This window comes from Salinisphaera sp. SPP-AMP-43 (assembly GCF_049568105.1).
In the GTDB taxonomy this organism is placed as follows: domain Bacteria; phylum Pseudomonadota; class Gammaproteobacteria; order Nevskiales; family Salinisphaeraceae; genus Salinisphaera.
In genome coordinates, this window is record NZ_CP145335.1 from 824,267 (window position 1) to 850,684 (window position 26,418).

A 26,418-nucleotide genomic window follows, 5' to 3' on the forward strand; every position below is an offset into this window, starting at 1 on the left:
GCCGCGGGCACGCCTGACGATCCTACCGGGGCGCCACCGTTCGATTCCGAAGAATGCCATATACGCGCCGTCGCATGCCCGGGTATACGGCGTTGATAGGCTCTGGGCCCTGTTGGTGCCTGGGGCGGGTGGCCTCTGGCCGTGATCGACGGCTTGGCAGCCACGATAAACGCCCGGGCGGCGCCGATCTAGACGTTCTAGGGCGCTTCTCGTTATGAGATACACCGCCGCATCCGCGCTTCCGAGATGGCAAGCCAAGGTATCGTGAGCGTGGCGTGGCTCGGCCACGTGGGGGAACGATAACGCCGGATGGCCGCCTCTGAGCAGGGGCCCTGCGGGTGATGCCCGCTATCATGCCAGGCGGCGTTGCCTGCCTTGACCGTAGGGCCCGTCACGCTCGGCGGCCTGCGCTTTGCCTTACCCAATGGGCGGGCGTCGTGCAGTGGCGTCTGTTGTGACGACAGGTCCTAGGCCTGTGACAGCGCGTGCTGGCGCTGTGTTGGCGCGCGCCATTGTTTTAGGCAAGGCGCGTGGGGCGTGGCGTAGCCCCCGGGCGCACAACGTCGCAGTACGCCAGCGTGCCATGGTCGCGGGGCCCAACCTAAGGGACGGGCGCCCGCCGATGCAGTCAGAGACGACGGCAAGCCGGCGCTGGTGCGCGTCGAAGACGAGGCCTCGTTCGCTAGGCCGCGTCTGGCCGCTACAGTGCGGTTTCGTAAAGCGCTTGGCATCGGCTCGTATGACCCACCGACAGTCTCTGGAGCGCAACAAGCTTGGGCGGTAGCGATTGAAACAAAGGCCATACTCCCGGGCAGTATGCGATATCGCTTGGCTGGGCCATGCGGTAGACCGGTATGCATTCAGCCGCGAGCCAGGGCCGGCAAGAATATGTATTGCACACCATGTTAATAAAAAATTAAAATAACGTGAAAATTACATGCCGGCCCAGTCGGCGGAGTTCTGTCATGACCCTCGATCATCCCCGCTGGCAGCCCGGGCCGATTCTGGCCAGCCTGTCGGCCGGCGTTTTGCTGTTCGCGACTTATCTGGCCCCGGGTACGGCCGGGCTCTGGCATGTGCTGGATGTGCATGCGGCCTTCGCTCTGAACGGGCTGGTGGCCCATAACCACGGTGAACAGCTGGTCTGGTCGTTCGGCAATCTGCGCGGGTTCGATTATCTGGTGGGCCTGGCGATGCTCGGGCTGATGGTGCACTACGTCGTGCGCGCGCCGCGTGGCACGACGCCGGTGCGGGCGGCTCAGGCCGTAGTCATCTGTGTGCTGCTGGTAGGGCTGGTCTCGATTACCCGTAACCTGATCTTCAGCCATGTTCCGCACGACAGCCCCTCGCTGGTCCTGCAGCCGTTTACGCTGCTCGCCCATACCAACGGGCTTAACGCCAAGGACGCTTCGCACACCAGTTTTCCCGGCGATCATGCAACGGTGGTGGCGACGTTCGTGTATCTGCTCTGGGCGTTCGCCGGGCGCCGCTATGGTTGGGTCGCACTCGGCATTGCGGTCGTGGCCTGCCTGCCGCGGCTGGTCGCAGGCGCGCATTGGCTGACCGATGATCTGGTCGGCGGATTGGGTACGGCGCTGATTAGCGTGCCATGCGTGGTCTTTACGCCGATCGGGCCCTGGCTGGTGGCTGGACTGGCGAATATGTTCGTGCGCTTGGGCGGTCGTGCCGGCGAGTATGCGTCGCTGACGCCGCGTCGCTAGCTGCGAGGCGCCGGGCTCGGGGCGGGGAGGTTCTTCTGTGCTCGCATCACTGCGCGACAACTCCTAAGCTGATCCCACACTGTTTGGACAGGCCGCTCGAGCGGCCCGAAGGAGTATTTATGACACGCGCCGTACGTATTCATGAAACCGGCGAAGCCGATGTGCTCAAGATCGAGGACGTCGAAGTCGGCGAACCGGAGGCCGGCGAAGTTCGTCTTCGGGTCGAGGCGTTCGGCCTGAACCGGGCCGAGGTGATGTTTCGCTCCGGCACCTATCTGGAACAGCCGGATCTGCCGGCCGGTATGGGTTATGAAGGCGCCGGCACTATCGAGGCGGTCGGCCCCGGCGTGACTGATTTCGAAGTCGGCGATGAGGTCGCGGTGGCCCCGGCGTTTTCCATGAACGCCTACTGTATGTATGCCGAGTCGACCATCGTGCCCACCCATGCGCTGACCGCCCGTCCAAAGGGCCTAGACGCCATTCATTCCTCGGCGGTCTGGATGCCGTATCTGACGGCCTACGGCGCGCTGGTCGAATTCGGCGGCCTATCGAAGGGCGAGGCGGTGTTGATTCCCGCGGCATCCTCGTCCGTCGGCGTGGCGGCCATTCAGATCGCTCATCATCTTGGCGCGACGCCGATCGCGACCTCGCGTACCGACGCCAAGGTCGAGCAGCTCAAGAAAGCCGGCGCGGCCGAGGTAATCGTGACCAACAACGAAAGCATTCCGGAACGGGTCAGCGAAATCACCGACGGAGCCGGCGCGCGCCTGGTGTTCGACCCGGTCGGCGGTACGGCGGTCAACGACCTGGCCGAGGCGATGAGCTATCACGGCATGATGTTCCTTTATGGCGCGCTGGCTGCGGAGCCGACGCCGTTTCCGCTGTTCACCGCGCTGGCCAAGGGGCTGACCCTGCGCGGCTATACGGTGTTCGAGGTGTTTGGCGATGCGGATGCCTTCGCCCGCGGCAAGCAGTTCGTGTTCAACGGTATCGCCAGCGGTGATCTGGAGCCGATCGTGGATCGGGTGTTCGCCTTCGACGAAATCGTGGAAGCGCATCGTTATATGGAATCCAACCAGCAGTTCGGCAAGATCGTCGTAAAGGTCGACTAAAACGCTGGCTCAGCCGCCCGGTGGGGCGATCCGGAACGGCCGGCCGGGCGGCATGCCATCCTGCGTTTGGCCCATGGCCCGGCGCATCGAGGCCGGACCATGGGTTGGCCAAGCCTCTTTCGGGCTCCGAAATTATTGATGTGATTCAAAACAGGGCCCACAGGGACGGCCGATAGCGTTACGCTGAGGTCGGCGCCAGATTGCGGCGCCAGACCGCTTTCGCCATAGTCAATGCCCGCTTTCTAGACGGCATATTCTCGAAAACCAACAAAAGGCCAAGCCATGACTCAGCGAATTGAACGCGCCGGATTACAGATCGGCCAGCCGCTACACGATCTGATCGAGAAGGCCCTGCCGGGGACCGGAGTCGACCCCGAGCTGTTCTGGACCGAACTGGCCGAGCTGGTCGCCGAGTTCGGCCCTAAAAACAAAGCCCTGATCGACCATCGGGCGAAGCTTCAGGATACCCTCGACCAGTGGCACCGCGAACACCGCGGCGACCAATTCAGCCGCGAAGCCTATCGCGAGCTGCTCGGCGAGCTCGACTACATCGTGCCCGAGGGCGAGGATTTCTCGGTCTCCACCGATAACGTCGACCCCGAGATCGCCACCGTGCCGGGCCCGCAGCTGGTGGTGCCGGTAACCAATGCCCGGTTTGCCCTGAATGCTGCCAACGCCCGCTGGGGCAGTCTCTACGATGCGCTGTACGGGGCCGATATCATCCCCGAGACCGACGGCGCCGAGAAAACCGGAGGCTACAATCCGAAGCGTGGCGCCAAAGTCGTGGCCTGGGCGGCCGACTTCCTCGATGCCCACTTCCCGCTGGCCGAGGGCCGGCATGCCGATGCTCGCGAATACCGGATCGACAACGGCCAGCTGGCGGTAGACGTCGATGGCAGCCATGTCGGGCTGGCCGACCCGAAACAGTTCGCTGGCCATCAGGGCACGGCCAGCCAGCCCTCGGCAATTCTGCTGGCGCATAACGGGCTGCACATCGAGATCCAGATCGATCCGGAAGATACGATCGGCGCCGAGCACGCCGCGGGGGTCAAGGACGTGGTCATGGAAGCCGCGGTGACCACCATCCAGGACTGCGAGGATTCGGTTGCTGCGGTGGATGCCGAAGACAAGGCATTGGTTTACGGCAACTGGCTGGGGCTGATGAAAGGCGATCTCAAAGAAGAGATCAGCAAGGGCGACCAGACGTTCACCCGCGAACTGGCCGATGACCGGGTCTATACCGCCCCCGACGGCAGCGAACTCAGCCTGCCGGGTCGTAGCCTAATGCTAGTGCGCAACGTCGGCCACCTGATGACCACGCCGGCGGTGCTGGACAGCCAAGGCAACGAAATACCCGAAGGGATTCTGGATGCCTTGGCCACAGCCACGATCGCTATCCACGACCTCAAGCGCAACGGCCCGCATACCAACAGCCGGGCTGGCAGCGTCTATATCGTCAAGCCGAAGATGCACGGCCCAGCCGAGGTCAACTTTACGGTGGCGCTGTTCGCGCATATCGAGAACGCCCTAGACCTTGCGCGCAACACTCTCAAGATGGGGATCATGGACGAGGAGCGCCGGACGTCGGTCAACCTCAAGGAATGCATCCGCGAGGCCCGCGAGCGCACCATCTTTATCAATACTGGCTTTCTCGATCGCACCGGCGACGAGATCCATACCTCGATGGAAGCCGGGCCGATGCTGCCCAAGGGCGAGATGAAGTCCACCGCCTGGTTGACTGCCTACGAGAACAACAACGTCGATACCGGCCTCGAATGCGGCCTGCGTGGCCGGGCCCAGATCGGCAAAGGCATGTGGCCGGCGCCGGACAATATGGCAGCGATGATGGAGGCCAAGATCGGTCACCCCGAGGCCGGGGCCAACTGTGCCTGGGTGCCGTCGCCGACCGCGGCCACGCTGCATGCCATCCATTATCATCGCTGCGACGTGCTGGCTCGCCAGAGCGAGTTGGAATCCCGGCATAAGGAATATCTCGAGGATCTGCTGACTATTCCGTTGCTCGACCGCGAGCTGTCGGCTGAGGACATCGCCAAGGAGCTGGATAACAACTGCCAGGGCATTCTCGGCTATGTGGTGCGCTGGGTGGACCAGGGCGTGGGCTGTTCCAAGGTGCCCGACATCACCGATACCCAGCTGATGGAGGACCGGGCGACCTGCCGGATCTCGTCGCAGCATGTAGCCAACTGGCTGTATCACGGTATTACCAACGAAAACGACGTTCGTGAGACCTTGAAACGGATGGCCAAGGTGGTCGATCGCCAGAACGAGGCTGACCCGAGCTACCATCCGATGTCCGAGGACTTCGATGCATCGATCCCGTTCCAGGCCGCCTGCGATCTGATCTTCAAGGGCCGCGAACAGCCTTCGGGCTATACCGAGCCAGTGCTGCATGCCCGCCGGCGTGAGCTCAAGGCGGCACGGGCTGGCTAGGTCAAGCCGGCTGCATATGCCGGGCGTTTCGTCCGGCTTGCCGGATAAAAAAAGCCCCGCGTAAGCGGGGCTTTTTCGTGGGCTGAGTCTTGGGCCGCCTCAGCCGCCGCCGACCATGGTGCGCATATCCAGATAATGGAACATCCAGATGGTCAGGCCGACCGCCATGAAGAACAGCGGCACCGTCAGCGCCAGCGATACGGTATGCCAGATCATGGCCTGGGACAGATCCAGCTTGAATAGCAGATAGAGCTGGCCAAGCCCGGCGACGATCGCGAGCACCGTGATCCAGGTCAGGGTGGAGCCTTCGGGCAGATCGAAGCCGACCGTTACCAGGCAGGCGATTGCCATGGCGGCCATGCCCAGCACGAAGGCCGCGACATAAAAAGCAGTGCTGGCACTGCGAACTTCGGGATGGCTCAGCGGATTGTGATGTGCATCGGACATCAGCTCACTCCCATGAGATAGACATAGGTATAGACCACGATCCAGATCACGGCCTGGAAGAACCAGAAGATCCGCAGGTTGATGAAACGGCCGACCACCGGCTCGGAAAAGCCGTCGCGGGCCGCCTGGATCATCAGCGCGGCCATCCAAATCAGGCCGATGAACACATGCGCGCCGTGGAACCAGATGATGGTCCAGAAATCTGACAGGAAGGCGCTGGCCTGGGGGATGGCTCCTTCGCTAGCCAGGCCTGCGAATTCCCAGGCCTCTTCGAGAAGGAACACGATGCCGAATGCCAGCGACAGCCCCATCCAGCGCATGACGCCGCCGCGATCGTTGTTCTTCAACGAGACACTAGCGAAGCCGAACATCAGAACGCTGGCGAACAGGAACAGCGTGGGGAACAGGCCTTCGACCGGGTCGATGACCTGCTGCGCAGTGATGCCACTGTTGCCGTAGGCGTCGAGGTAGACGCCGTGTGCTGCGAACAATGCGGCGAAGAACATGGCATCGCTCATCATGTACAGCCAGAACCCAATCGAGCGCAGCCCGATGGAATCGGGATGTCCGGCGTCGGGCTGCCACAGGGTGACCGAGTCGCGATCAATGCGGTCGGTGTCGTGCTTAGACATTGCGATTGTCTCCGGTTGCTCGATCAGGACGAAAGCATCGGGTCGGTCGACGGCCGGGCTTCGCCGGTCTGTCGAATCGAGGCCTGCTCGTCGTCGTCCATGCGTTCCAGATACGCTTTTTCGAGGCGTTCGACCTCGTCGGCCGGCACGATGTAGTCGACGTCTTTCTGGAACATGCGGAAGATCAACGTCGCGATCGCGCCAACCAGCGCAAAGCCGGCCAGCCACCAGATTCGCCAGACCGCGGCAAAGCCGAACAGCCCGGTAAAGAACGCCAGTACCAGCGGCACCATGCTGTTCTTCGGCATATGGATATCGGCGTAGTGGTCCGGCTTGAGCGACGTCAGGCCGTTTTCACGCCGCCAGGCCCATTCGTCGATCGAATGCACGACCGGGGTGGCTGCGAAGTTATAGAACGGCGGCGGGCAATGGGTGGCCCATTCCAGGCTGCGCGAAGTATGCCAGGCATCCGAAGTAACCACGGTGTTCTGCTTGCGATCGCGAATCGAGACGAACAGCTGCAGCAGGAATGCGGCGACCGAGGCCACATATAGCCCGATGCCCAGAACCTCGAGCGCCAGCAGCGGCCACCAGCCCGGATGGGCGATGTAGTCCAGGCGTCGGGTCATGCCGAGGAAGCCGAGCACGTACATCGGTACGAACACGAACACCGAACCCGACCAGAACAGCCAGAAAAAGACCCGGCCGAGCCGTTCGTCCAGCCGGAAGCCGAACACCTTCGGCCACCAGAAAGTCACGGCTGCGAACAGGGCGAACACGATGATCAGGAACATGTTGTGGAAGTGGGCGACCACGAACACGCTGTTGTGCGAGACATAGTTGATCGCCGGGATGGCCAGCATCATGCCGGTCATGCCGCCGCCGATCAGCAGCAGCACGGAACCCAGAGCCCATAGCATGGGCGTTTCCAGCCGGACCCGGCCCTTGACCATGGTGAAGGCCCAGTTGAAGACCTTCACGCCGGTCGGGATGCCGACCAGCATGGTCGCGATCGAGAAAAAGGTGTTGACCTGTGGCCCGGCGCCCATGATGAAGAAATGGTGCAACCAGACGGCCCAGGACACGCCGGCAATCCCCATGGTCGCCACGATCATGGCGTTGTGGTTGAACAACGGCTTTTCCGAGAACGTCGGAATGATCTCGGACAAAAAGCCGAACGCCGGCAGGACCACGAAGTACACTTCCGGATGACCCCAGATCCAGAACAAGTTGGTGTACATCATGAAGTTACCGCCACCGTCGACGGTAAAGAAATGCGTACCGATATAGCGGTCTAGGGTGAGTAGGAACAGAGCGATGGTCAGCACTGGGAACGAAGTCAGGCCGATGATGTTCGTACCCAGCGTCGTCCAGCTGAAGATCGGCATCCGCATCAGCGTCATGCCCGGGGCCCGCATCTTGAGGATGGTTGCGATCAGGTTGACCGCCCCGATCGTGGTACCGATCGAACTGATCTGTATCACCCATATCCAGTAATCCACGCCGACACTGGGACTATGGGCGAGCTGGGTCAGCGGCGTCAGGCCCACCCAGCCGGCATGCGAGAAATCGCCGATGAATAGCGACGCCATGACCAGGATCGCAGCGACGTTGGTCATCCACAGGCCGACCGCGTTAAGGAACGGATAGGCCATGTCGCGGGCGCCGATCTGGATCGGCATGATCAGGTTCATGAAGCCGACCAGCAGCGGCGTGGCGGCCAGGATAATCATGATCGTGCCGTGGGCCGTAAACACCTGGTCCAGGTGATACGGCGTCAGATAGCCGTGGGTCGCACCCATGATACCCGGCGAATCCGGCCCGACCGCGGCTGCCTGCTGGGTACGGATCATCAATGCATCGAAGAAGCCGCGGAACAGCATGATCAGGCCGACGATGATGTACATAACGCCGATCTTCTTGTGATCGACGGTCGTCAGCCATTCACGCCACAGCCAGCCCCAGAGCTTGTAGTAGGTCAGCCCGGCGACCGTGGCGATGCCGCCGATCACCACCAGGGCGAAGGCAAAGCCGATCACCGGGTTGCCATAGTGGAGCTCGAGCAACAAGGGCAGGCGGCCCCAGAACCAGTTCCACGGGCCTTGTAGATCAACAAACATCAGTTATTGCCTCGCTTGGGTTCGCCAGTGGAATGGGCCTTGAATTCTTCGCTTTGCATGTCTTCGGTCATGAAGATCGGCTTGACGGCGGTCAGCTCGCCGGACTTGACCTTGGAGATCACCTGGGTGAATAGGTTCGAGTCCACATGGCCGTAGAGGGTCCAGACATTGCCGGTGTTCACCGTCGGTTGGGCGAACTCCTTGAAGTGCGACCAAGTCATGCGCTGCGGCGAGGCCTTGGCCTTGGTGATCCACTGATCGAACGCTTCCGGGGTGACCGCTTTCATCTTGTAGTTCATCCAGGAAAAGCCTGGGCCGCTGAACTCGGTAGAAAAGCCGCGATAGTCGCCAGGCCGGTCCAGATAGAAGTTGTGCTTGGTCCGCATGCCGGGCATGACATAGATCTGGTTGATGACCTTGAGCACATAGAAGTCGTTGGTCACGCCGGCCGAGGTGAGCCGCATCTCGACCTTGCGATTGGTTGGCACCACCAGCCGGTTGGATACCGCGATATCCTGTTCGGGATAGACGAACAGCCACTGCCAGTCGGTCGAAATGACATCGATCCTAAGCGGAGCCTGCGGGCTGTCGGAAGCTTTGACTGCATGCTCGACCGCATCCGGCGAGTAGGGCTCGACCGCCCGGGTGCCTTGATAGCTGAAGTAGGACATGACACCGACCACCAGCACCGGTATGCCCCAAACAACGACCTCGACCAACATCGAATGATTGAAGGTCGGGTCGTATTGGCCTTTGCCGCCTTTGCGATAGCGGAAAAAGGCCCATAGCACTAGGGCCGTGGCCGGCACGATCACGATCCCGAGCAGCAGGATGTCGATGATCAGGTAATAAACCGAGGATTCAGCCAGCGGGCCGTTGGGGTCGAGTATCCAGAGCCAGTCGTCGGAACTGCAACCGGCCAGTGGCAACAGGATCAGCAGGAGAAGGGAGACCTTCAACGCATGGCGGCAATTCACTGTCTTCATGAGCGATCAGTTCCACTTTTTGGGGCGACGATCGGACAACGCGCCGGCACCTATTCCACAGTACGAGCCGGGCCGCGCCACCGACGCAACATGAACGCGGGTGGCATATCGGCACACGTCTCATGCATGCGCGTTGTACGCAACTACGACGATAGTCGGATGCATCGGGTATTAATGTTGCACCAGATTGCGCCATTCGTCCATTGCAATGCCCGGTTCAGACCCTTGTTTATCAGTAGATTTGCTATCTAATTCAATATGTTGAGTTTTTTAGTGCATAGGCCATCAATGGCGCCGCTACGACGAACGATGGATGGGGCCGTGGCTTGAAAAAAGATGCCAGCAGCCAGCACAGGGCAGCCGCCGACACCGGCCAGCTCCGGCCGGGGTACGCTATCCTGTGGGCAGGATCGTGGATGGGCATTGATCGCCCTCGGCGGCTACCGGCGTTTATGACCGGCACGACCGGTGGGGCCAGCTTGCGAAGAAAAGGATCGCTGGCAACCAGGTCAAGGCGCACACGGGCGCTGTGTCGGCGTCTGCTGAGCGGCGACGGGACATTTTGAGCACGGGCCGCGCTTGGCTGAGTGGGCACCTTCAAGGCGCGCTGCTTCCACGACGCGAGTTTCCGATATCGAGACGCGATGACCGAAGAGAACAAGACGCCCGAAGAGCACGAGCCGGACTATCGTTTCACGCTGGCCAACGAGCGTACGTTTCTGGCCTGGATTCGTACCGCGCTGGCGTTGCTGGCCGGCTCGGTCGCCATAGTGCAGCTGGTGCCCGATTTCGGTATCCCCGAAGGGCGGCAGTTGCTCGCGGCATTGCTGGCGATCATCAGCGTGGGCGTGGTGGCCGGCAGCGCACTGCGCTGGCGTTCCAGCCAGCAGGCAATGCGCCGCGATGCACCGCTACCCTCGACGCTGATGCCCTGGCTGCTGGCGCTGGGCGTGATCGTCGTCGGCCTGGTGGTGATGGGCTTGATCGTCGCCTACGGGGTGAACACCCGTGGCTGAGACCCCGATTGCGGAGCGTGCCGGGCTACAGGCCGAGCGCACCGATCTGTCCTGGTCGCGGACATCGCTGTCGTTTGCCGTCAACGGCAGCCTGCTTTTGATGCGTCATCATCTACCGGGCCCGGCCTGGCTGCATTTCGTCGCGGCCGGTCTGGCGGCAGCATTGCTGGTTTTCACGCTGTGTATGGCACAGCGTCGACGCCGGGTATTGGAGCAGCGGCCACTGCCCGAGCCGTTGGCCGATCCCGTGCCGCTGCTGCTCCTGGGCGGTGGTACGTTGGCGCTGGGTGTACTCACCATCGGCTTGCTACTGCTGGCCTGACCGGTCCAGGCGGGCAAGACCTGCCGGAGCCGACATGGGCATGGCCTGGATCGTGCGAAGATACGACAGCGGCGTATCGCAATACGCTGCACGCAGATTCGAATAGCAAAGAGGGACTGCAATGAAACGATTCCAATCCTGGGCTGCGCGGCTGACCGCAGCGGCCATCGTGCTTGTGGCTGCTACCGGGGGTATCGCCACCGCCCAGGCTGAGACGGTCAAGTTCGGTGCAGCGCCGTGGCCCGGGGTGACGGTCAAGACCACGGTCGCACAGAAAATTCTGGAGGCGATCGGCTACGACACCCAGGTCACCAACGCCAGCTGGACGATTGCCCTGCAGGCCGTGGGGCGCGGCGATATGGATGCCGATCTGGGGATCTGGATGCCGACCCAGAAATCGACCGTCGAGCCGATGGTGAAATCCGGCAAGATCGATCTGCTGGTCAAGAACGTGCCCGATGCCCAGTACGACGTGGTCGTACCGGATTATGTCTGGAATGCCGGCGTACACAGCATCGCCGATCTGAACCAGCATGCCGATAAGTTCGAGCATCGCATCTACGGTATCGAAGCCGGCAACGATGGCAACCAGATCATGATCGATGCCATCAAAAACAACACCTACGATCTGGGCGACTGGGATCTGCGCCCGTCCTCGACCGCGGCCATGCTCGCCGAAGCTGGTCGCAAGATCGACAAGAAACAATGGATCGTCTTCCTCGGCTGGAAGCCGCACTGGATGAACATCAAGTACGACCTCAAGTATCTGCAGGATCCGAAACAGATCTGGGGCGGCGGGTCGGCCGTCTATACCGCTATCAACCCGATGTTCAAGAAGGATAATCCGAACGTCGCCCGCTTTCTCAAGCAGATGGTGGTGCCGTCCAAGATCCAGAGCGGCTGGATCTACGACTACGGCTACAAAGAACAGCCGGCCGACCAGGTGGCCGAGCGTTGGATCAAAAACAATATGGATCGCGTGGCCGAATGGCTGGACGGCGTGACAACCGCTGATGGTTCGGGGCCGGCCTTGGCCGCGCTCAAAAAGAGCATGGGCAGCTGATTCGGATCGCGAATCGACGGCTAGTTCGCAGCCGAAGCCGGGGCCCTCAAGCGGGCCCCGGCTTTTTTATGTGTTCGAACGGCGGTGCCGTGCGAACAGCGCCGGCCCAGCGATCAGAATGACCAGTACGCGCAGCATGTTGTGCAAAGTCACAAACGCCGGCTCGATGCCGAGTGCTAGCGCGATCAGCGAGATACCGGACATGCCGCCCGGCGAGAACGCGAGTAACAGCGCCTTTAGATCCAGCCCGGTCAGTGCATGCAGCCCGGCGGCAAAGCCTATCGAAACCAGCAGCATGACGAGGGTTGCGGTGATCGATAGGACCAGTCCCCGGCGCACTTCGGCCAAACTCGCGCCGGCGAACTGGGCGCCGATCGAGCTGCCGAGCACGAGCTCGGCCCCCAGAATCGGCCCAGTCGGTACGTCGACGCTGGCCAAGCCGCTGATCTGGACCAGGCCCATCGCGATCAGCGGCCCGATCATGATCGCCCCCGGCAGCCGCAGTATCTTCGAGGCGGCCGCCCCGACCAGACCGACACCCGTCAATAGCAGCCAATGGCCGAGGGGCACGTCGACGAGCGCAACATAGCGATTCCCTGGACCGGCCCCGGGGCCGGCCAGCAGATGAAAGCCGACCACCAGCGCGAACACGACCAGCACGATGCGCACGGCATGCATCAAGGCGATCACGCGCTCGGCGCCGCCGTACTCGCCGCCGATCACGGTCATGGCCATAAAGCCGCCGGGCGCGGCCGAGAAATAGGCGGTCGGTGCGTCGTAGCCGCCCACCCGGCGAAAAAACAGATACTGCGCGCTGGTCACGAGTCCGACGTAGACCACAACGGCCGCCAGCGAGACCGGCCAACGCACGAGACTGGACAGCAGCGACGGTTGCAGCGTGGCACCGATCATCAGTCCGAGCACCACCAACACGATGTTACGCAGCCCTTTCGGAAGGCTCGCGTTCATGCCACTCATCACTGCGATCGCGGTGCCGGTAATCGCACCCAGCAGCCACGGCATGGGCAGATGGGCCAGGGCGAACAGACCGCCGCCGGCGGTTGCCGAGAGCAGGGCGTTGGCCACCGGCAGCCACCGTCTGCTTCGGCGAGTTGTCCGAGTCACGGCCGGCCTACTGTGTCAGCGACGGCAGCCAGAGTGCGATCTGCGGAAAGATGATGACCAGAGCCAGACCGATCAGGCCCATCAACGCATAGGGCAACGAGCCGCGCAGCACGTCGGCGATCGTATAATCATCGGACAGCGACTGGACTACGAACAGGTTCATGCCCACTGGAGGGGTGACCGCGCCGATCTCCATGTTGATCACCAGGATCACGCCGAACCAGATCAGATCGATGTTCAGGGCCTGCAGGGCCGGCAGCAGGATCGGCATGGTCACCAGAATCGCTGCCGAGGCGTCCATGAACATGCCGAGTACCAGATACAGCACGTTGATTGCGATCAGGAACTGCCACTGGGCAAGCTGCAGGCTGTCGAGCCAGCCCGCGACATCCTGGGGCACCCGCAGCAGCGATAGTGTGTTGCCGAATACCGAAGCGCCGGCGATCAGCATCAAGATCATCGCGCTGGTTTTGACGCTGTCCAGGGTCGCCAGGCCAAGCAGGCGGGGGCCCAGGGTGCGCTTGACCGCGATAGTCAATAACAGCGCATAGGCCACGCCAATGGCTGCCGCTTCGGTTGGGGTCGCCAGTCCGGCATAGATGCTGCCGAGCACCACCACGATCATGGCCAGACTGCCCAGCATGCCGATCGTCAACGACGGTGCATCGGGCGCTGTCGTTGCCGGGGCAGTGCGGTCGGCGCCCGCAGCCGGCCCCAGCGGGCCACCCGCGGTTCGCGCGATCGTATAGAACGCGAACAGCAGCGCCAGCATCAAGCCCGGCAGAATGCCGGCCAGAAATAGTTTGCCGACCGAAGCCCCTGTCACTAGTGAGTAAAGAATCAGCGAAATGCTCGGCGGAATCAGAATGCCGAGGCTACCGGCCACGGCCACGGCACCGGCGGCCATGCGCTTGTCGTAGCCGCGTTTGATCATCTCCGGGATGCTGATCGAACCAATGGTCGCAGCCGTTGCCGTGGACGAGCCCGAAATCGCGGCAAAGATCGCACTGGCCAGGATCGCAGCAATCGCCAGCCCGCCGGGCAGGCGACGTGTCACCCGCTGGGCGAAGTCGAATAGATCGCGCCCGGCCTCGCCCTTGAGCATGATCTGGCCCATGAGGATATACAGCGGGATCGCGATGATCACGAACGAATGCACATCCGCATACGAGGTCTGGGCCAGGGCATTCATCCCCGGGCCGATGCCGATAGCCAGCATATAGCCGAGCACGCCGCTGATCAGCAGCGCGATCGCGATCGGCACACCCAGGATCAGCAGGGCGAACAAAGCCACGATCATCAGAGTGAAATGCATAGTCGGCTACCGGAAAACGCAGTCGGGTTAGAAGAGTGAGGCGACGGGCCGCGCGATCAGTCGGCCGGTTCGGCAGACGTGGGGCGTTGGCCGCCCAGTAGCGCCAGCAACTTGTGAATCTCGGCGGCCAGCCAGGCTATGCCGCCGACCGGCAGCGCCAACTTGGCCACCCAGACCGGCCACTGCACGATATCCAGCGTTTTTTCGTTGAACATCCAGCTGCTATGAAACTGCTGGTAGCCGGAATAGATGAAGACGCCGAGAAAACCGGCCACGATCACGAACCGAACCACGACCAGCATGATCGCGCCGCGCCCGAGCAGATGTTCCAGCGAAATACCGGAGGTGACGTGGGCGCCGCGATAGCCGGTATAGGCTGCGCCGAGGAAGGCCAGCCAGATCAGGGCGAAGTTATCCAGGTCATAAGTCCAGGAGTTGTCGATCGCGATCGCCCGTAACACGATGCCCAGCAGCACCGATGCGGTCAGGATCAGCGTGATCGCGGCGGCGAAAATACCGGCCGCGCGCCCGACCCAGCCGAAAAGAGCGGCCGCGCTGGCCAGCACCGATCGGCGCGGCGTGGCCGTCGTGCCATGGTGCGGGCGCTTGCTTGGCATAGCGTGCTCCCGGGCCTATTCCGAGGAGGTGTCGATATCGTGCAGGATCTTCTGGCCCTGGCCCCCGGCGTCTTTCAAGTAGTTCTTGCGCGCCTGGGCCTGGGTGGCCTTCTGCCAGGTCTGAAGCTCGGCATCGCTCGGTCGGTAAACCTGGTTACCATTTTTCTTCATTAGAGCGATATCTTTTTTGAATTCCTGCTCGATCTCGGCCACTGCATCGCTTTCGGTGCTGGCTACGGCTTTTTGAATCATCTTGCGCTGGGACGGTTTCAGGCCCATCCACCATTGCCGGTTGACCTGTACCGGATAGACCAGCGGCGCATAGTGGATGGCAGTGACGTACTGGCCAACCTCGTACCACTTGCGCGATACGATCGAGGACAGGCCCGATACGCCGCCGTCCAGGGTGCCGCGCTGGATCGCGGTATAGACCTCGCTGGAATCCATCGACACCGGCGTCGCGCCCTGGGATTTCAGAAAGATCGACGACAGCTTGCCCTCCGAGCGCATCTTCAGGCCTTTCAGGTCGGAAGGCCGCTTCACCGGATGCTGGTTGTTGATATAGCTCAGCGCATAGCCATAGAAGCTCCAACCGATTACCTGGGTGCCGAAACGGTTGAGCTGCTGATTGATGTCCTGGCCAAGCGGGCCGTGCAGCTTGTCCAGCAACTCAGAAGCATCGTCGACTAGAAAAGGAATGGTGTCCCACTGCAGGGCCGGGGCTTGGTTCGACCACCAGTGCATGCCGCTAATGACCATATTGGCCGTGTTATTGGCTACGCCCTGGCCGATATTGGATTCCTTAAGCAGCGAACCGGAGGGGAAGGTCTGAACCTTGATATCGCCCTGGCTCATCGACTCGATCTTGTCGGCGATCTCCTGGCCCTGGTCAGCGACCGCAGTATTAGGCGGCATATACCAGGCCAGGCGGAGGGTCAGATCGGCCGCGCTGGCGTTGTGCATGCCTAAAAAAGCAGAGGCCGCGACCAGCGCGCCCCCGAGCAGTTTGCAGGTTTGGCGGCTATGACTATGACGGTGTTGCATGATGGTTTTACCGGCTTGATGACCCGAAAGCAGCGGCCAGGCCGCTTAATTCGTATATCAATGTATACAAAAGAATGCAGCGGACGATACGCGACTAACGTTGTAGATGGCACGCAAGTCGCGGGCCGAATCGCGCCGTAGCGGGGTTTATTCGGCCGGTGGGGCGGCCTGCGTACCGTCGATCATCCGGGCGCGCATGAGCTTGAGCCGGGCGCGCTGGGCATTGCGGATATGGGTCTTGGCTGCGGTTTCGGCGCGGTTTTCGTCGCGGGCGTTGAGTGCTTCGATGAGCGCTTCGTGCTCAGCATGGGCGGTCTCGTACCGTCCGGCGACCTGCAGCGAGGTGCCGCCCAGCAAGGCCATCGAATCGCGTAGACCGAGCAGGGCACGCTCGAGAAAACGATTATGGGCCGCGCGATAGAGCGAGGCATGGAAGACCCGATTGAGCTCGGCCAGCCGCTCCGGCTGATCAGCGAACTGGGGCTCGGAAACCACCAGCTCGGCTAATTCCTCGATTTCCGCTGCCGAGGCATGACGGGCGGCAAATGCGGCCGCCGAGCCTTCGAGGATCTCTCGGAGATCGTAGAGTTCCATGGTCTGCTGGTGATCCAGCGACGAGATCACGGCGCCCTGGTGTGGCACGATCGAGATCAGCCCCTTGCTCTCCAGGCGGCGGATCGCCTCCCGGGCCGGCGTGCGGCTGATCCCGAAGCGCTCGGCGATCTCGACTTCGCGCACCCGGGTGCCCGGGGCCAGCGCCCCGGACTGGATGGCTTCCTTGAGCTGCATATAGGCGGCTTCACCGCGCGAAACGTTGCTCGCCATATCCCCTCGTTTATCGCATGCGATTAATGTTTTTGGGGATGAGCTTATCCTATTGTGCGAATGCGATCAGCGCCGGGCGGCCGCACGTTGTTCGTGGGCGTGGCGAACCAGGGCCGCGACCCGATGTAGACCGTGCACGAACTTGCCGTAGGGCAGGCTCACGAACAGCGCCGCGACGATGCCCAGATGGACTGTCAGGGCGAGACCCATCAGCGGCGTGGCACGCAGTACCAGCACGGCCAGGCCCGATACGCTGGTGGCCAGCAGCATCACGATGAATACCAGCCCGATATCCGCCGAACGGGGCTTGCCCTTGGCCGAAGCCGGGCGGCCGTTCAAAAGCCCGACCGGCCCGGCGATCAGGCCGATGCCGCCCAACACACCGAGCACGACTACGGGATGCCAGATCGCATACGGCGCCTCGTAGCCGAGGTAATGACAGACCGTGGCCAGACTGGTCGAGGCAAGACACAACAAAAAGCCATAGGCCGTGGCATGGTGACACCAGCGTCGATGATCGCTCGGCCGTTCGGAGCCGCCGGTGCAGCCCGGCCCGCCGCCGTGTAGATAGCGGAGCGTGGCCGTATCTCGGATCGCCTGGGCGATCGAGCCCGCCTCCAGTGGCTCGCCATCGTGCGAGGCGCGCCAGAACCGCCGGACACTCAACGCCATCGCCAGCACCGCATACGCCAATAAGGCACCGAAGATCGCAACCAGCACCCCGTGCGGGATCAGTCGATAGAAGGCGCCATCGCCGGTATAGGTCGTGAACATCGCTCCGGCCGCGTGCCAGCCGATCACGCCGACGATGAACGCCGCCACGAACACGACCGCAGCCAGCCCGATCCAGAAGGCGTTGCGGGCGAACAGGCCGGCACAGGCAGCCGGCCATACATAGCGCTGATACGAATTCTCGCGCAGGTCAGCCATGGCCTGCGGCACGTTCACACCGAACTCGTGCGGCGGCGCATACTGACAGGCGTCATAACAGGCGCCGCAGTTGTGGCAGAGATTGGCCAGATAGTCGACATCGCTCGGTTCGAAAGCCCGCCGCAGCTCCATGGCCGGAAATACCGCACACAGGCCTTCGCAATAGCGACAGGCATTGCAGATCGACATCTGTCGGGCTGCCTCGTCCTGGTCCATGCGGGCCAGTTCGGCGAGATTGAAATCCGAAGTATTCACGTCAGACATGGGTCGCGGCTCCCTGGCCGGCCAAGCGGCCGAATACACTACCGATGGTCATACCGATACCAGCCAGATAGCCCTGGCCGAGTACATTGCCTGCCATGATTTCGCCGGCGGCATAGATGTTGTCGCTCGGGCGGCCCTCGGCCAGCTGCATGCGCCCCGTACGATCGACCTTGACCCCCAGATAGGTGAAGGTGATGCCACAGCGCAGCGTATAGGCGTAATAGGGCGGGGTATCGATCGGGCGTGCCCAGTGCGATTTGGGCGGGTCGATGCCTTCGGTATGGCATTCGTCGTAGATCGTGTGATCGAAGTGACCGACGCTGCAGGCTGCGTTGAACGCATCGATCGAGGCACGCACGGTCTCCGGATCGAGCCCGACTTTGTCGGCCAGCGCCTCGATCGTGTCGGCCGACTCCGGGGCGAACACCGACGGCATGAATAGTTTGATCGATTTGGCATCGATAAACACATGCCCGACCTGGTCCGGCTGGGCGGCGACCAGCCGGCCCCAGATGGCATAACGCTTGGGCCAGAAATCCTCGCCTTCGTCGTAGAAACGCTGGCCATGGGCGTTGAGCACGACGCCAAACGGTACGCAGTCCAAACGGGTGACGATGCCGCCGTCGAATTTCGGCGCCCGGCCATCGATTGCCACGGCATGGCCCTGGGTGGGATCGCCGACCTGGGCAGCGCCCTTGTCTAGCAGCAGACGCAGCAGTTCGCCGCGGTTGTAGGGGGTGCCACGAATTAGGAAATTGGCCGCCGCTGGGCCCCAGGCTTCGCTCAGCCATTGGGTGTTGGCCTCGAAGCCGCCGGATGCGGCGACGAAAGCCCGGGCTCGAAGCGTTTCGCGCCGACCGTTGTATTCGAGGGTGGCGGATTCGAAGCGGCCATCGTCGATGGTCAGATCCACCACTGCGGTGTCGTAGCGAACGTCGACGCCGAGCGCTTCGGCCGTTCGATACAACGCGTTGAGCAACGTCTTGCCGCCGCCGAGGAAAAAGGCATTGGTTCGTCCGAGCGAAAGCGTACCGCCGAGCGAAGGCTGGTAGCGCACGCCCTGGGCATACAGAAAATCCCAGAGTTCGGCCGATCGCTCCAGCGTCATGCGCGCCAAGTCTTGGTCGGTATTGCCATCGGTAACCCGCAGTAGATCGGCCCAGAACTCATCGACCGGATAGGGACCGGTCAGGATGTCGTTGCCGGCCTCGTGGGCTACGCGCATGTTGCGGGTATGGCGAGTATTGCCACCGCGGTAGGGCCGGGGCGCGCGCTCGACGACCAGTACCGAAGCACCGGCCCGGGCGGCCGTGATCGCCGCACAAAGCGCTGCATTGCCACCGCCGGCGACCAGCACGTCATAGGCCGGATCGCTGCTGCTCATGTGGGTATCACTCTTGTTACTCCTCCAAGCGTGTTTTATACAAATGTATACAAAAAAATACAAACCGGATCGCCACGTTACTATCGGCTGATTTAGGCCTTATTCTTTAGGGTCAATGGGTTGGGCAGCCTCTATCGACGATCTGAGTATGTTGACCGTGGGGATGACATCGTCGGCCTGCGGCCAAAAGCGGCTGCAGCCAAGGTTCGGCCGATCCGCCTGCTCGGCTGAATAGGGCGCCCGTGGCAAGCGATGTCGCATCGCAGCCGGCGAGTATGGTCATCCGATAATCAGGGCCGGGACCGCAGGTTGGTCGCTAAGAGCGCGGCGCATTCGCAACGCCTGGCGGGGCCGGGCCGGATATCGACTGCCGCCATCGAGGGCAATACTTGCGCAGGCCTTGGCCATAGCGGGTTCGATGCTCAGCCCGGCACGGCAGCTGATTCGGTCATTGCGAGCTCAGAGTGTGCTCTAGGGCGTTGTCGCATGACGCTCGTCTATTGCGTTAGGCAAGGCACAGGCCGCCGAGCACAGCGGGCCCCACGGTCAAGGCCTGTAAAGCCGCATGGCGGCCATCCGGCGTGATCGTTCGCTCACATGGCCGGGCCACACAGCGCTCACGATACCTTGGCTTGCCAGCACAGGGCTGCGGGTGCGGCGACGTATCTCGTAACGACGCTGTTCAGACATGGTGGGCCTCTGCGCCACACGCGTCCTGACAAACGACGCCGGGCAGCAAGGCGAAGGCGTTGCGCACATGGGCGATCATGCGCCACGCGACGGCCATCACGCCGTATGGCTGCCGTAGCGTTCCGGTATGTGTGCTTGTTCCTTTGCCCTGGCGGTTCCTAAGAATGGACTATGGACGCCGCCCGGCAGCGTGACGCCCCTGGGGCGTGACATGCGGTGATCGCCCCGTGCCGTGCTGACCGCGATGGATTCGCCAGTACCGCGCGCGTATACCGCAACGGGCTTTGGGCATGACTGCGTGGACAGGGCCAGTGCGTGATGCGGGCCTATTGATCGCGTGAATCGGTCGCGACCAATGGGCTGCATACTGCCACGATCCGCGGCATATGCCGGCTAGCGCGCGACGCCGGTGATGCCGCCCGGAAAAATCGACCGATATGCTGGCGTCGCCGGCCGCCGGGCAGTAGCGCGCCTAGAAGTTGGCGCGGGTCCCGGCGGCCGGCGTATCGAGAACCGCCTACCCGGTCGCTGCCGGCAACAGCGCCAGCAGCAAGGCACCGAACACGATTCGATAGATCGCGAATGCTGTAAAACGATGGGTCTGGATGAAGGTCAGCAGCCATTTCACCGCGATGAAGGCCACGATGGTCGAGACCACGAAGCCGACCGCGACCGCCGGCCAGTCCACTTGGCCAACCTGGCCATGGTGCACTTTATCGAACAGTTCATAGCCGCTGGCCGCGAACATGGTCGGGATGCCGACCAGGAATGCGAACTCGGTGGCTGCGCTGCGGTTGTTGGTGCCGGCCAGCAGGGCGATGAAGATGGTCGCCCCCGAACGCGAGGTGCCCGGAAACAGGCCGGCAACCATCTGGGCCAGGCCGACGAGAATCGCCACGGTCCAGGTGATCTTGGACGATTCCGGTCGCCGCGCGGCAATCTGTTCGGCGGCGATCATCCAGATACCGCCGATAATCAGCGCCCAGGCTACGCCGTGTAGCTCGGTAGGCAGTTGGAAGCCCATCTTTACCGCGATCAGCCCGAGCACGGCCGTGATCAGAAACGCCACAGCCAGTTTGGCCAGGTAATCGCGCTGCTCCGGCTGGCGCCAGTTGGCGAACAACGACACCAGACGGTGCCGGTAGATCAGGCAAACCGCCAGAATGGCGCCCGCCTGGATGACGATGTTGAACAGGTCCGAACGCTGTCCCAGCCAGCGTTCGGCGATCAACAGATGTCCGGTACTGGAAATCGGCAGAAATTCGGTAATGCCTTCGATGATTCCCAGCAGGGTAACGTTGAGCAGGTCGACCAAGACTTCGCCCTCAAAAAAGCCAACAGCTTACCTGAGCTGACCGGGTGGGCGTTAAAACGGCGACTCATGCGCTCAGGCGGACTGCCGGCTCGGGGGCTGGCGAGTCGCTACCCAGAAAATGCCGCGCATAGCGCGGCGAGATGCGGGCCACATCCAGATGCATGAATACATCGGCGACGCCGAAACTCGGATCGTGACAGGGCGGGCCGCCGACCCGGGCACCGAGCCGTAGATAAGCCTTGATCAGTGGGGGTAGGCGCACGCTTTTCGGTAACCGACCGGATCCCGGCGGCAACGTCTGCCGGGGAACCACGCGACGACTGGTCGGCAGCGGCTGGCGGGCCAGGATATCGCGGCAGATCGCCTGGGCTCGGTCGAGGCCGTCGCGCAGGTCGATGCTTGCGCAGCCAATCAGGTGGTCGTAATCGTCGGCCCGGATCAGATCGGCCAGACCGTGCCAGAGCATCGCGATCGCGGCGCCGCTGCGAAAAGCCGGGGCCACGCAGGTTCGCCCGATCTCCAGAAAACGGCCCGGACGCGCGAGCACCCGATCGATGTCGAATTCGGCGGCAGAATAGAAACCGCCGGCCGCGATCGCGGCTTCGTGGGTGAGGATGCGCGTACTGGCTACGGCCTGGTCGGTGGCGGCTTCGCGCACGATCAAGTGTAGACAGAAGTCGTCCAGCGCATCGCGTTCCTGTCCGATAGGGGCGCCCATTTCTTCGATGAACACGCGGTGGCGCAGTGCCAGGCTGGCGTCGATATCCTGTTCGTTCTGGGCAAAGCTGTAATAGAAGCCGCGCGGGCGCGCGCTTGGGATGCGTCGGGCAAGCGACATGGCAAGCCTCCAGAGACTGGATGAAACGGCCTGATTGTCGAGCCGGTGTGTGATGTTCGGATGACCGTTCGATGACTGCCGCGTGACCGCTGACCGCAGCGCTACGACGGGGCAGTACGGGAGGTGCTCGGGCGTCACTCGCCGGTCATGAATGGCTGCTATGTCTGATTAAAACCAATGCTTTAGCGCCGAATATGTTGGGTCTAACGCTGCTATGGCGGCTGTCGCTGGCTCGGCCGTGCCAGATCGCGACCTGGGCTTTCAGCGGGTGGGCCGTTGCAGAAGCTCTGGCCGAGGCGGTCGCTACGCCGGCCGTCGATAGCACGATCGTGGCACTCGGGCGGGGGCCGGCCCGGTAACCGAGGCCTTGCTGGCATCCGGACTTGCCCGGCAGTGGTTAGGTATCGTCGAGGCCGATCCCGAGTGGCGGCGTATCTGCGGCAACGTTGCGGCCGCGACATCGTTGCCCGTGCCGATGCCAAGGGCACTGGAATATTTGTTCGAGGCACGCCGTATCGACCGTATTGCCAATGTGGTCTCGATCCTGCCGATCCTGCATTTCGGGCGTAAGGCCCAACGTGCGGTACTTGACGACTGTTTCACGCGAGCCGTAGCCGGGACGAGTTTGATGCCGATCACCGATCTGCCCGGTTCGCCAGTGCGTCAGTATCAACTGCGTACCTGGAGCTATGGTGCGACACGCCATGATCGAATTATGAACAGTGGGCCTGCGGCCACGCTATGGCAATACCGACCATTTGGCGCCTAGACCGGGCCGGAGGCCACGACTATGGCGGGTCGTGATAGGCGCGGGTCGGCCGCCTGGCAGCATGCGATGGCGCGTCTGGCGCAAGTTGCAAGGGTGTTGTCGTGGCCCGAGCCACGAATGGCGACTGCGGGGAGGGTCTTTCGAGCGCGCCAGGTGAGGGATGCCAGGATCTGGCTGGCAGGGCCCGCGCAACAGCTCGGGTCTGCGGTTTTCGGTCAGCGGCTGGCCAGACAGCGACCAAACAGATCGGCTATGCCGTAGACCTGGCCGCGGTCCAATCAAATTGTCGGCATTCGGGGGCCGATGTGCGGCACAGGGGCTGGCTGCAAAACCGCCCCTGGCAGGCGCTAGCGTTGGATAACGGAACCGTCGTCATCCAGCAGCGGGTAGCTGCCTTGTTCGTCGTGCGATTCCGGACCGACCAGCGACGGCGAGAAGGCACAGATCACGGTCATGCCTTTTTCGCTAGACAGGATGTGCTGCTGGTGTTTATCCAGGGCATACAGAACACCGGGCTTGAGCTCCCATTCACCGCCTTCGGTCAGGTCCTGGATCTTGCCTTCACCCTCGATGCACAGCACGGTCTCCTTGTGATTCTTGTACCACATATGGAGTTCCTTGCCGGGCTTAATATAGGTCTCGTGCAAGGAGTGGCCCATACCGTCGGCGCGCAGCGTATAGCGTCGACTGATCCACTTATCGTCTTCGACGGCATCGTTCTCGGCATCTTCGTGAGTACGAATGAGCATGGCGTGATCTCCCTTCAACGCAATAAACTGAAAAACCCGGTTCGCGAGTGGCCGATCGCCGGTCGCGGCTGGCAGACCGGGCAACCCCAAGGCCCGCGCGCCTGGCGCGCGATCGCCATGGACTGGGTCGAGTTGTACAGAAGTGCAACATGCATCAGTGGTTCAGGGTATGAGTATCTTCACGTAAACCGCATATTCACATTGGGGGCACTGACCGTTCCGGCGACCCGGCTGCGACTGGATTCGCCGAACCCGTCGAGTGCTATCGCCCGTCAATAATGAGGTCGCTAGGGGCGGACAATCGAGTTGGCAACGAAGGCGGCCTATGCATGCCTATTTCCACCAATGGTCAGCCGCCCACAGGCCGCAAAGGCGGCAGCATGCGGCGGCAGCCGGCTTGGCCCCATAGTGTCGATGGCTGAGTTTTTGAAACTGCCGGCCGACCTATGCGGATAAATACGGGTTTTGTGTTGATCAACACTTGCTAGCATAACCAACTGGTATGCAAGCGGTAGAAGCGATGGAACCGCTGGTCCACATCGTTGATGATGACGACGCAGTGCGTGACTCGATCCGGTCTTTGCTGGATTCGATTCATGTGCCCAGTATTGATTACGCCACGGGACGGTCCTTCGTTGAACGCGAGCGCGATATACGCCCCGGTTGCGTGCTTCTGGATCTGCGCATTCCGGATATGAGCGGTTTAGAGATCCAGCGCAATCTCACCAACGAAGCGCCGCATCTACCAGTCATCTTCATGACCGGCTATGCCGATGTCGAAGTCTCGGTATCGGCGATGCGCGAAGGCGCGGCCGATTTTCTGACCAAGCCGGTCAACGCCGAAATGCTGCTGGCCGATGTACGTAACGCGATCGAGCGAAGCCGCGAGATCCTGTCGGCGCAACAGCATTGTGAAAGCGTATGCGCGCGGCTATCGCTGCTGACACCGCGCGAAGCCGATGTGCTCGAAGAAGTCGTGGCAGGCTGGTCCAACAAGCATATCGCGCGCCGGCTGGGCATCAGCCCCAAGACGGTCGAGCTGCATCGGGCCAACGTCATGCACAAAATGCGGGCAGGCTCGCTGGCCGAGCTCGTGCGATTGCATCTGACCGCGACTGGCCAGGCCGCCAGCGACTCACGCAACCGCGGCCCGGATCGCCGCGCCTAGAAGGCTCTAGATTGTCGTTCGAGGGCTGTCTCATGGGGTGGCTTTATCGAACGTGGTGTTGCCATAGGCCTAGGCGCGATTGATCGACGCGGGCGCTCGCCCAGCGCGACCCAAATGGCCGTTGACCTGCTAAAGGCGGCCGGTCGCGCCGGTAAACCGCACGCGAATTCATCGAAAATCGAGCAAGCGGCCCGTTGCCTATCCCAGTATTGTCGGGCCGGCAGTGCTCAGCGGCGGCCACCGCTGAGCCGAGCTAAGCCGCGGTTTCGTCCTTGGACTCTTCGGCGATCGGCAGTTCGAGTACGAAACCGGCGCCTTCCTCGCGATCGGTTTCGACCCAGAGTTGGCCGCCGTGTCGCTCGGCCAGTGCCCGGCTGATTGAAAGCCCCATGCCCATGCCGTCGCTCTTGCTGGTTTCAAAGGCCTTGAAGATCGAGGTCAGGGTCTGTTCGGGAATGCCACAGCCGGTATCGCATATGCGCACGCGGATCGTTTCTTCGGTGGTATCCAGATCGACGGTCAACACCCGCTTGTTGCAATCGGCCATCGCATCGATGGCGTTGGTCATCAGGTTAACCAGGATCTGTTCGATCTGGGCTTGGTCACCACGCACGCTCGGCACCGTATCTTCGATAGCCAACCGGACGTCGACATCCATCTCCCGCGCCCGGCGTTCGACCAGGCCCAGGCTATCCCGGACCACCTGCTGTAGATCGAATCGACGAAAATGGTTGTTGCCCACGCCGATCATGTTGCGGGCGTTGGCCACCACCCGGTTGGCGCGTTCGGTCTGCTCGCTGATCTGAGTGATGATGGCGACGACATCGTCTTGGGCCGAGTCGCGGCGCAGCATCCGAATCGCGGCGTTGGCATAATTGCTGATAGCGGCCAATGGTTGGCGTACTTCATGCGCGAGACCGGCGGCCATTTCGCCGAGTTTGGCCATGCGCTGGAGATTGATCAGGCGGTCGTTTTCCTGTTCCTCGGCGGTCTGTTGGGGTTCGATGGCCAGCGTTTCGAGCTCATTGAACAGCACGAAGGCGCCGCTGACTCCGGCATCGGTGACATAGGGCACGACCTGCAGCCGCAGGCGCTCGGTCGCCCCGCAGTTGTTGGCACAGTCCAGCCGGGCTCGCAGCGCTGTCTCGCGGGCCATCGAGGTTTCCAGATACTGGTCGACGGCCGGCGAACAGACGCCCTGAAAGAAGCTGCCCGCCGTTGCACCGGTCTCGGGCGCGCCGAAGCGTCGCTTAAACGCCGTATTGGTCAACTCGAAACGCCGTTCGTTGTCGACATAGGCCACCGCAGCCGAGGTGAAGTCGGCAAGCAGCTGCAGTTGTTCGCGCAACGAACTGGCGCGAGCATCAATCACATCTTCGGCGGGCGACATCAGATCATGCTCCTATTGAACAAGCCGGGCAGCCACGTACGACCGCCGCTCGACAAACGTGTCGCAGGGCAGGTCGAGCGATAATTGATGATGCATATAAACCAAGGCATCTTCCAGCAATGCAT

23 protein-coding genes are annotated in these 26,418 nt (G+C 62.2%); 8 read left to right on the plus strand and 15 right to left on the minus strand.

Going from position 1 to position 26,418, the window contains the following annotated elements; translation table 11 throughout:
- Positions 1 to 965: 965 nt before the first annotated feature.
- From V5738_RS03495 to V5738_RS03505, 3 genes are all read left to right on the plus strand, one after another.
- Complete coding sequence (locus tag V5738_RS03495; protein WP_423823021.1) at positions 966 to 1,721, plus strand: phosphatase PAP2 family protein; 756 nt, start codon at positions 966 to 968, stop codon at positions 1,719 to 1,721.
- Between the two features lie 119 nt (positions 1,722 to 1,840).
- Positions 1,841 to 2,833, plus strand: a complete 993-nt coding sequence (locus V5738_RS03500) for a zinc-dependent alcohol dehydrogenase family protein (RefSeq protein ID WP_423823022.1) — start codon at positions 1,841 to 1,843, stop codon at positions 2,831 to 2,833.
- A 282-nt stretch (positions 2,834 to 3,115) separates the two neighbouring features.
- A complete protein-coding gene (locus V5738_RS03505; RefSeq protein WP_423823023.1) occupies positions 3,116 to 5,284 on the plus strand; it encodes a malate synthase G in 2,169 nt (722 codons plus the stop codon).
- A 99-nt stretch (positions 5,285 to 5,383) separates the two neighbouring features.
- Here the strand turns inward: V5738_RS03505 and V5738_RS03510 are convergent, their stop codons facing one another.
- From V5738_RS03510 to V5738_RS03525, 4 genes are read right to left on the minus strand one after another with little or no spacing between them, the layout of a single operon-like run.
- Positions 5,384 to 5,731 carry a hypothetical protein gene (locus V5738_RS03510; protein ID WP_423823024.1) on the minus strand — a complete coding sequence of 116 codons (348 nt, stop codon included), beginning with the start codon at positions 5,729 to 5,731 and terminating at the stop codon, positions 5,384 to 5,386.
- On the minus strand, positions 5,731 to 6,363 hold the full coding sequence (locus V5738_RS03515) for a cytochrome c oxidase subunit 3 (RefSeq protein ID WP_423823025.1): 633 nt from the start codon (positions 6,361 to 6,363) through the stop codon (positions 5,731 to 5,733). Before V5738_RS03515 ends, V5738_RS03510 begins: the two co-directional genes overlap by 1 nt.
- Positions 6,364 to 6,386: 23 nt before the next feature.
- Entirely contained in the window at positions 6,387 to 8,483 is a 2,097-nt protein-coding gene (locus V5738_RS03520; RefSeq protein ID WP_423823026.1) for a cbb3-type cytochrome c oxidase subunit I, read from the minus strand.
- The gene (locus V5738_RS03525) at positions 8,483 to 9,469 is read right to left on the minus strand and encodes a ubiquinol oxidase subunit II (RefSeq protein WP_423823027.1); all 987 of its coding nucleotides are present in this window, start codon (positions 9,467 to 9,469) and stop codon (positions 8,483 to 8,485) included. Before V5738_RS03525 ends, V5738_RS03520 begins: the two co-directional genes overlap by 1 nt.
- 644 nt (positions 9,470 to 10,113) lie before the next feature.
- On the opposite strand from V5738_RS03525, the gene V5738_RS03530 reads away from it, so the two are divergent.
- From V5738_RS03530 to V5738_RS03540, 3 genes are all read left to right on the plus strand, one after another.
- Positions 10,114 to 10,485, plus strand: coding sequence for a YidH family protein (locus V5738_RS03530; RefSeq protein ID WP_423823028.1), 372 nt, complete (start codon positions 10,114 to 10,116; stop codon positions 10,483 to 10,485).
- Positions 10,478 to 10,807: a DUF202 domain-containing protein gene (locus V5738_RS03535; protein WP_423823029.1), complete on the plus strand. Its 330-nt coding sequence runs from the start codon at positions 10,478 to 10,480 to the stop codon at positions 10,805 to 10,807. Before V5738_RS03530 ends, V5738_RS03535 begins: the two co-directional genes overlap by 8 nt.
- Before the next feature lie 121 nt (positions 10,808 to 10,928).
- Positions 10,929 to 11,870, plus strand: coding sequence for an ABC transporter substrate-binding protein (locus tag V5738_RS03540; protein WP_423823030.1), 942 nt, complete (start codon positions 10,929 to 10,931; stop codon positions 11,868 to 11,870).
- A gap of 66 nt (positions 11,871 to 11,936) precedes the next feature.
- Here V5738_RS03540 and V5738_RS03545 read toward each other — a convergent pair whose 3' ends face one another.
- The 9 genes from V5738_RS03545 to V5738_RS03585 form a co-directional block, all read right to left on the minus strand.
- On the minus strand, positions 11,937 to 12,956 hold the full coding sequence (locus tag V5738_RS03545) for an AbrB family transcriptional regulator (protein ID WP_423823031.1): 1,020 nt from the start codon (positions 12,954 to 12,956) through the stop codon (positions 11,937 to 11,939).
- Positions 12,957 to 13,002: 46 nt separating this feature from the next.
- A complete protein-coding gene (locus V5738_RS03550) occupies positions 13,003 to 14,310 on the minus strand; it encodes a TRAP transporter large permease (RefSeq protein WP_423823032.1) in 1,308 nt (435 codons plus the stop codon).
- 56 nt (positions 14,311 to 14,366) lie between these two features.
- Entirely contained in the window at positions 14,367 to 14,927 is a 561-nt protein-coding gene (locus V5738_RS03555; protein WP_423823033.1) for a TRAP transporter small permease, read from the minus strand.
- Positions 14,928 to 14,942: 15 nt separating this feature from the next.
- Entirely contained in the window at positions 14,943 to 15,971 is a 1,029-nt protein-coding gene (locus V5738_RS03560) for a TRAP transporter substrate-binding protein (RefSeq protein WP_423823034.1), read from the minus strand.
- Between the two features lie 147 nt (positions 15,972 to 16,118).
- The gene (locus tag V5738_RS03565; protein ID WP_423823035.1) at positions 16,119 to 16,796 is read right to left on the minus strand and encodes a GntR family transcriptional regulator; all 678 of its coding nucleotides are present in this window, start codon (positions 16,794 to 16,796) and stop codon (positions 16,119 to 16,121) included.
- A gap of 66 nt (positions 16,797 to 16,862) precedes the next feature.
- The gene (tcuB, locus tag V5738_RS03570) at positions 16,863 to 17,990 is read right to left on the minus strand and encodes a tricarballylate utilization 4Fe-4S protein TcuB (protein WP_423823036.1); all 1,128 of its coding nucleotides are present in this window, start codon (positions 17,988 to 17,990) and stop codon (positions 16,863 to 16,865) included.
- Complete coding sequence (gene tcuA / locus V5738_RS03575; protein WP_423823037.1) at positions 17,983 to 19,374, minus strand: FAD-dependent tricarballylate dehydrogenase TcuA; 1,392 nt, start codon at positions 19,372 to 19,374, stop codon at positions 17,983 to 17,985. The genes tcuB and tcuA overlap by 8 nt, the downstream gene beginning before the upstream one ends.
- A 1,207-nt stretch (positions 19,375 to 20,581) precedes the next feature.
- Complete coding sequence (locus V5738_RS03580; protein ID WP_423823038.1) at positions 20,582 to 21,379, minus strand: undecaprenyl-diphosphate phosphatase; 798 nt, start codon at positions 21,377 to 21,379, stop codon at positions 20,582 to 20,584.
- Between the two features lie 64 nt (positions 21,380 to 21,443).
- Positions 21,444 to 22,217: a GNAT family N-acetyltransferase gene (locus V5738_RS03585; RefSeq protein ID WP_423823039.1), complete on the minus strand. Its 774-nt coding sequence runs from the start codon at positions 22,215 to 22,217 to the stop codon at positions 21,444 to 21,446.
- 367 nt (positions 22,218 to 22,584) lie between these two features.
- Here V5738_RS03585 and V5738_RS03590 point away from each other — a divergent pair, with 367 nt between their 5' ends.
- Positions 22,585 to 22,986: a hypothetical protein gene (locus tag V5738_RS03590; protein ID WP_423823040.1), complete on the plus strand. Its 402-nt coding sequence runs from the start codon at positions 22,585 to 22,587 to the stop codon at positions 22,984 to 22,986.
- A gap of 347 nt (positions 22,987 to 23,333) precedes the next feature.
- Here the strand turns inward: V5738_RS03590 and V5738_RS03595 are convergent, their stop codons facing one another.
- Positions 23,334 to 23,735, minus strand: a complete 402-nt coding sequence (locus tag V5738_RS03595) for an ectoine synthase (protein WP_423823041.1) — start codon at positions 23,733 to 23,735, stop codon at positions 23,334 to 23,336.
- A gap of 502 nt (positions 23,736 to 24,237) precedes the next feature.
- On the opposite strand from V5738_RS03595, the gene V5738_RS03600 reads away from it, so the two are divergent.
- Positions 24,238 to 24,903, plus strand: coding sequence for a response regulator transcription factor (locus tag V5738_RS03600; protein ID WP_423823042.1), 666 nt, complete (start codon positions 24,238 to 24,240; stop codon positions 24,901 to 24,903).
- A 253-nt stretch (positions 24,904 to 25,156) separates the two neighbouring features.
- Here V5738_RS03600 and V5738_RS03605 read toward each other — a convergent pair whose 3' ends face one another.
- Positions 25,157 to 26,293, minus strand: a complete 1,137-nt coding sequence (locus tag V5738_RS03605) for a sensor histidine kinase (protein ID WP_423823043.1) — start codon at positions 26,291 to 26,293, stop codon at positions 25,157 to 25,159.
- Between the last annotated feature and the right edge of the window lie 125 nt (positions 26,294 to 26,418).

Bases quoted from the DNA above. Each gene is read 5' to 3' on its own strand.
- V5738_RS03495 (WP_423823021.1), top strand. From the start codon at position 966: ATGACCCTCGATCATCCCCGCTGGCAGCCCGGGCCGATTCTGGCCAGC.
- V5738_RS03500 (WP_423823022.1), top strand. From the start codon at position 1,841: ATGACACGCGCCGTACGTATTCATGAAACCGGCGAAGCCGATGTGCTC.
- V5738_RS03505 (WP_423823023.1), top strand. From the start codon at position 3,116: ATGACTCAGCGAATTGAACGCGCCGGATTACAGATCGGCCAGCCGCTA.
- V5738_RS03510 (WP_423823024.1), bottom strand. From the start codon at position 5,731: ATGTCCGATGCACATCACAATCCGCTGAGCCATCCCGAAGTTCGCAGT.
- V5738_RS03515 (WP_423823025.1), bottom strand. From the start codon at position 6,363: ATGTCTAAGCACGACACCGACCGCATTGATCGCGACTCGGTCACCCTG.
- V5738_RS03520 (WP_423823026.1), bottom strand. From the start codon at position 8,483: ATGTTTGTTGATCTACAAGGCCCGTGGAACTGGTTCTGGGGCCGCCTG.
- V5738_RS03525 (WP_423823027.1), bottom strand. From the start codon at position 9,469: ATGAAGACAGTGAATTGCCGCCATGCGTTGAAGGTCTCCCTTCTCCTG.
- V5738_RS03530 (WP_423823028.1), top strand. From the start codon at position 10,114: ATGACCGAAGAGAACAAGACGCCCGAAGAGCACGAGCCGGACTATCGT.
- V5738_RS03540 (WP_423823030.1), top strand. From the start codon at position 10,929: ATGAAACGATTCCAATCCTGGGCTGCGCGGCTGACCGCAGCGGCCATC.
- V5738_RS03550 (WP_423823032.1), bottom strand. From the start codon at position 14,310: ATGCATTTCACTCTGATGATCGTGGCTTTGTTCGCCCTGCTGATCCTG.
- V5738_RS03555 (WP_423823033.1), bottom strand. From the start codon at position 14,927: ATGCCAAGCAAGCGCCCGCACCATGGCACGACGGCCACGCCGCGCCGA.
- V5738_RS03560 (WP_423823034.1), bottom strand. From the start codon at position 15,971: ATGCAACACCGTCATAGTCATAGCCGCCAAACCTGCAAACTGCTCGGG.
- V5738_RS03565 (WP_423823035.1), bottom strand. From the start codon at position 16,796: ATGGCGAGCAACGTTTCGCGCGGTGAAGCCGCCTATATGCAGCTCAAG.
- tcuB (WP_423823036.1), bottom strand. From the start codon at position 17,990: ATGTCTGACGTGAATACTTCGGATTTCAATCTCGCCGAACTGGCCCGC.
- tcuA (WP_423823037.1), bottom strand. From the start codon at position 19,374: ATGAGCAGCAGCGATCCGGCCTATGACGTGCTGGTCGCCGGCGGTGGC.
- V5738_RS03585 (WP_423823039.1), bottom strand. From the start codon at position 22,217: ATGTCGCTTGCCCGACGCATCCCAAGCGCGCGCCCGCGCGGCTTCTAT.
- V5738_RS03595 (WP_423823041.1), bottom strand. From the start codon at position 23,735: ATGCTCATTCGTACTCACGAAGATGCCGAGAACGATGCCGTCGAAGAC.
- V5738_RS03600 (WP_423823042.1), top strand. From the start codon at position 24,238: ATGCAAGCGGTAGAAGCGATGGAACCGCTGGTCCACATCGTTGATGAT.
- V5738_RS03605 (WP_423823043.1), bottom strand. From the start codon at position 26,293: ATGTCGCCCGCCGAAGATGTGATTGATGCTCGCGCCAGTTCGTTGCGC.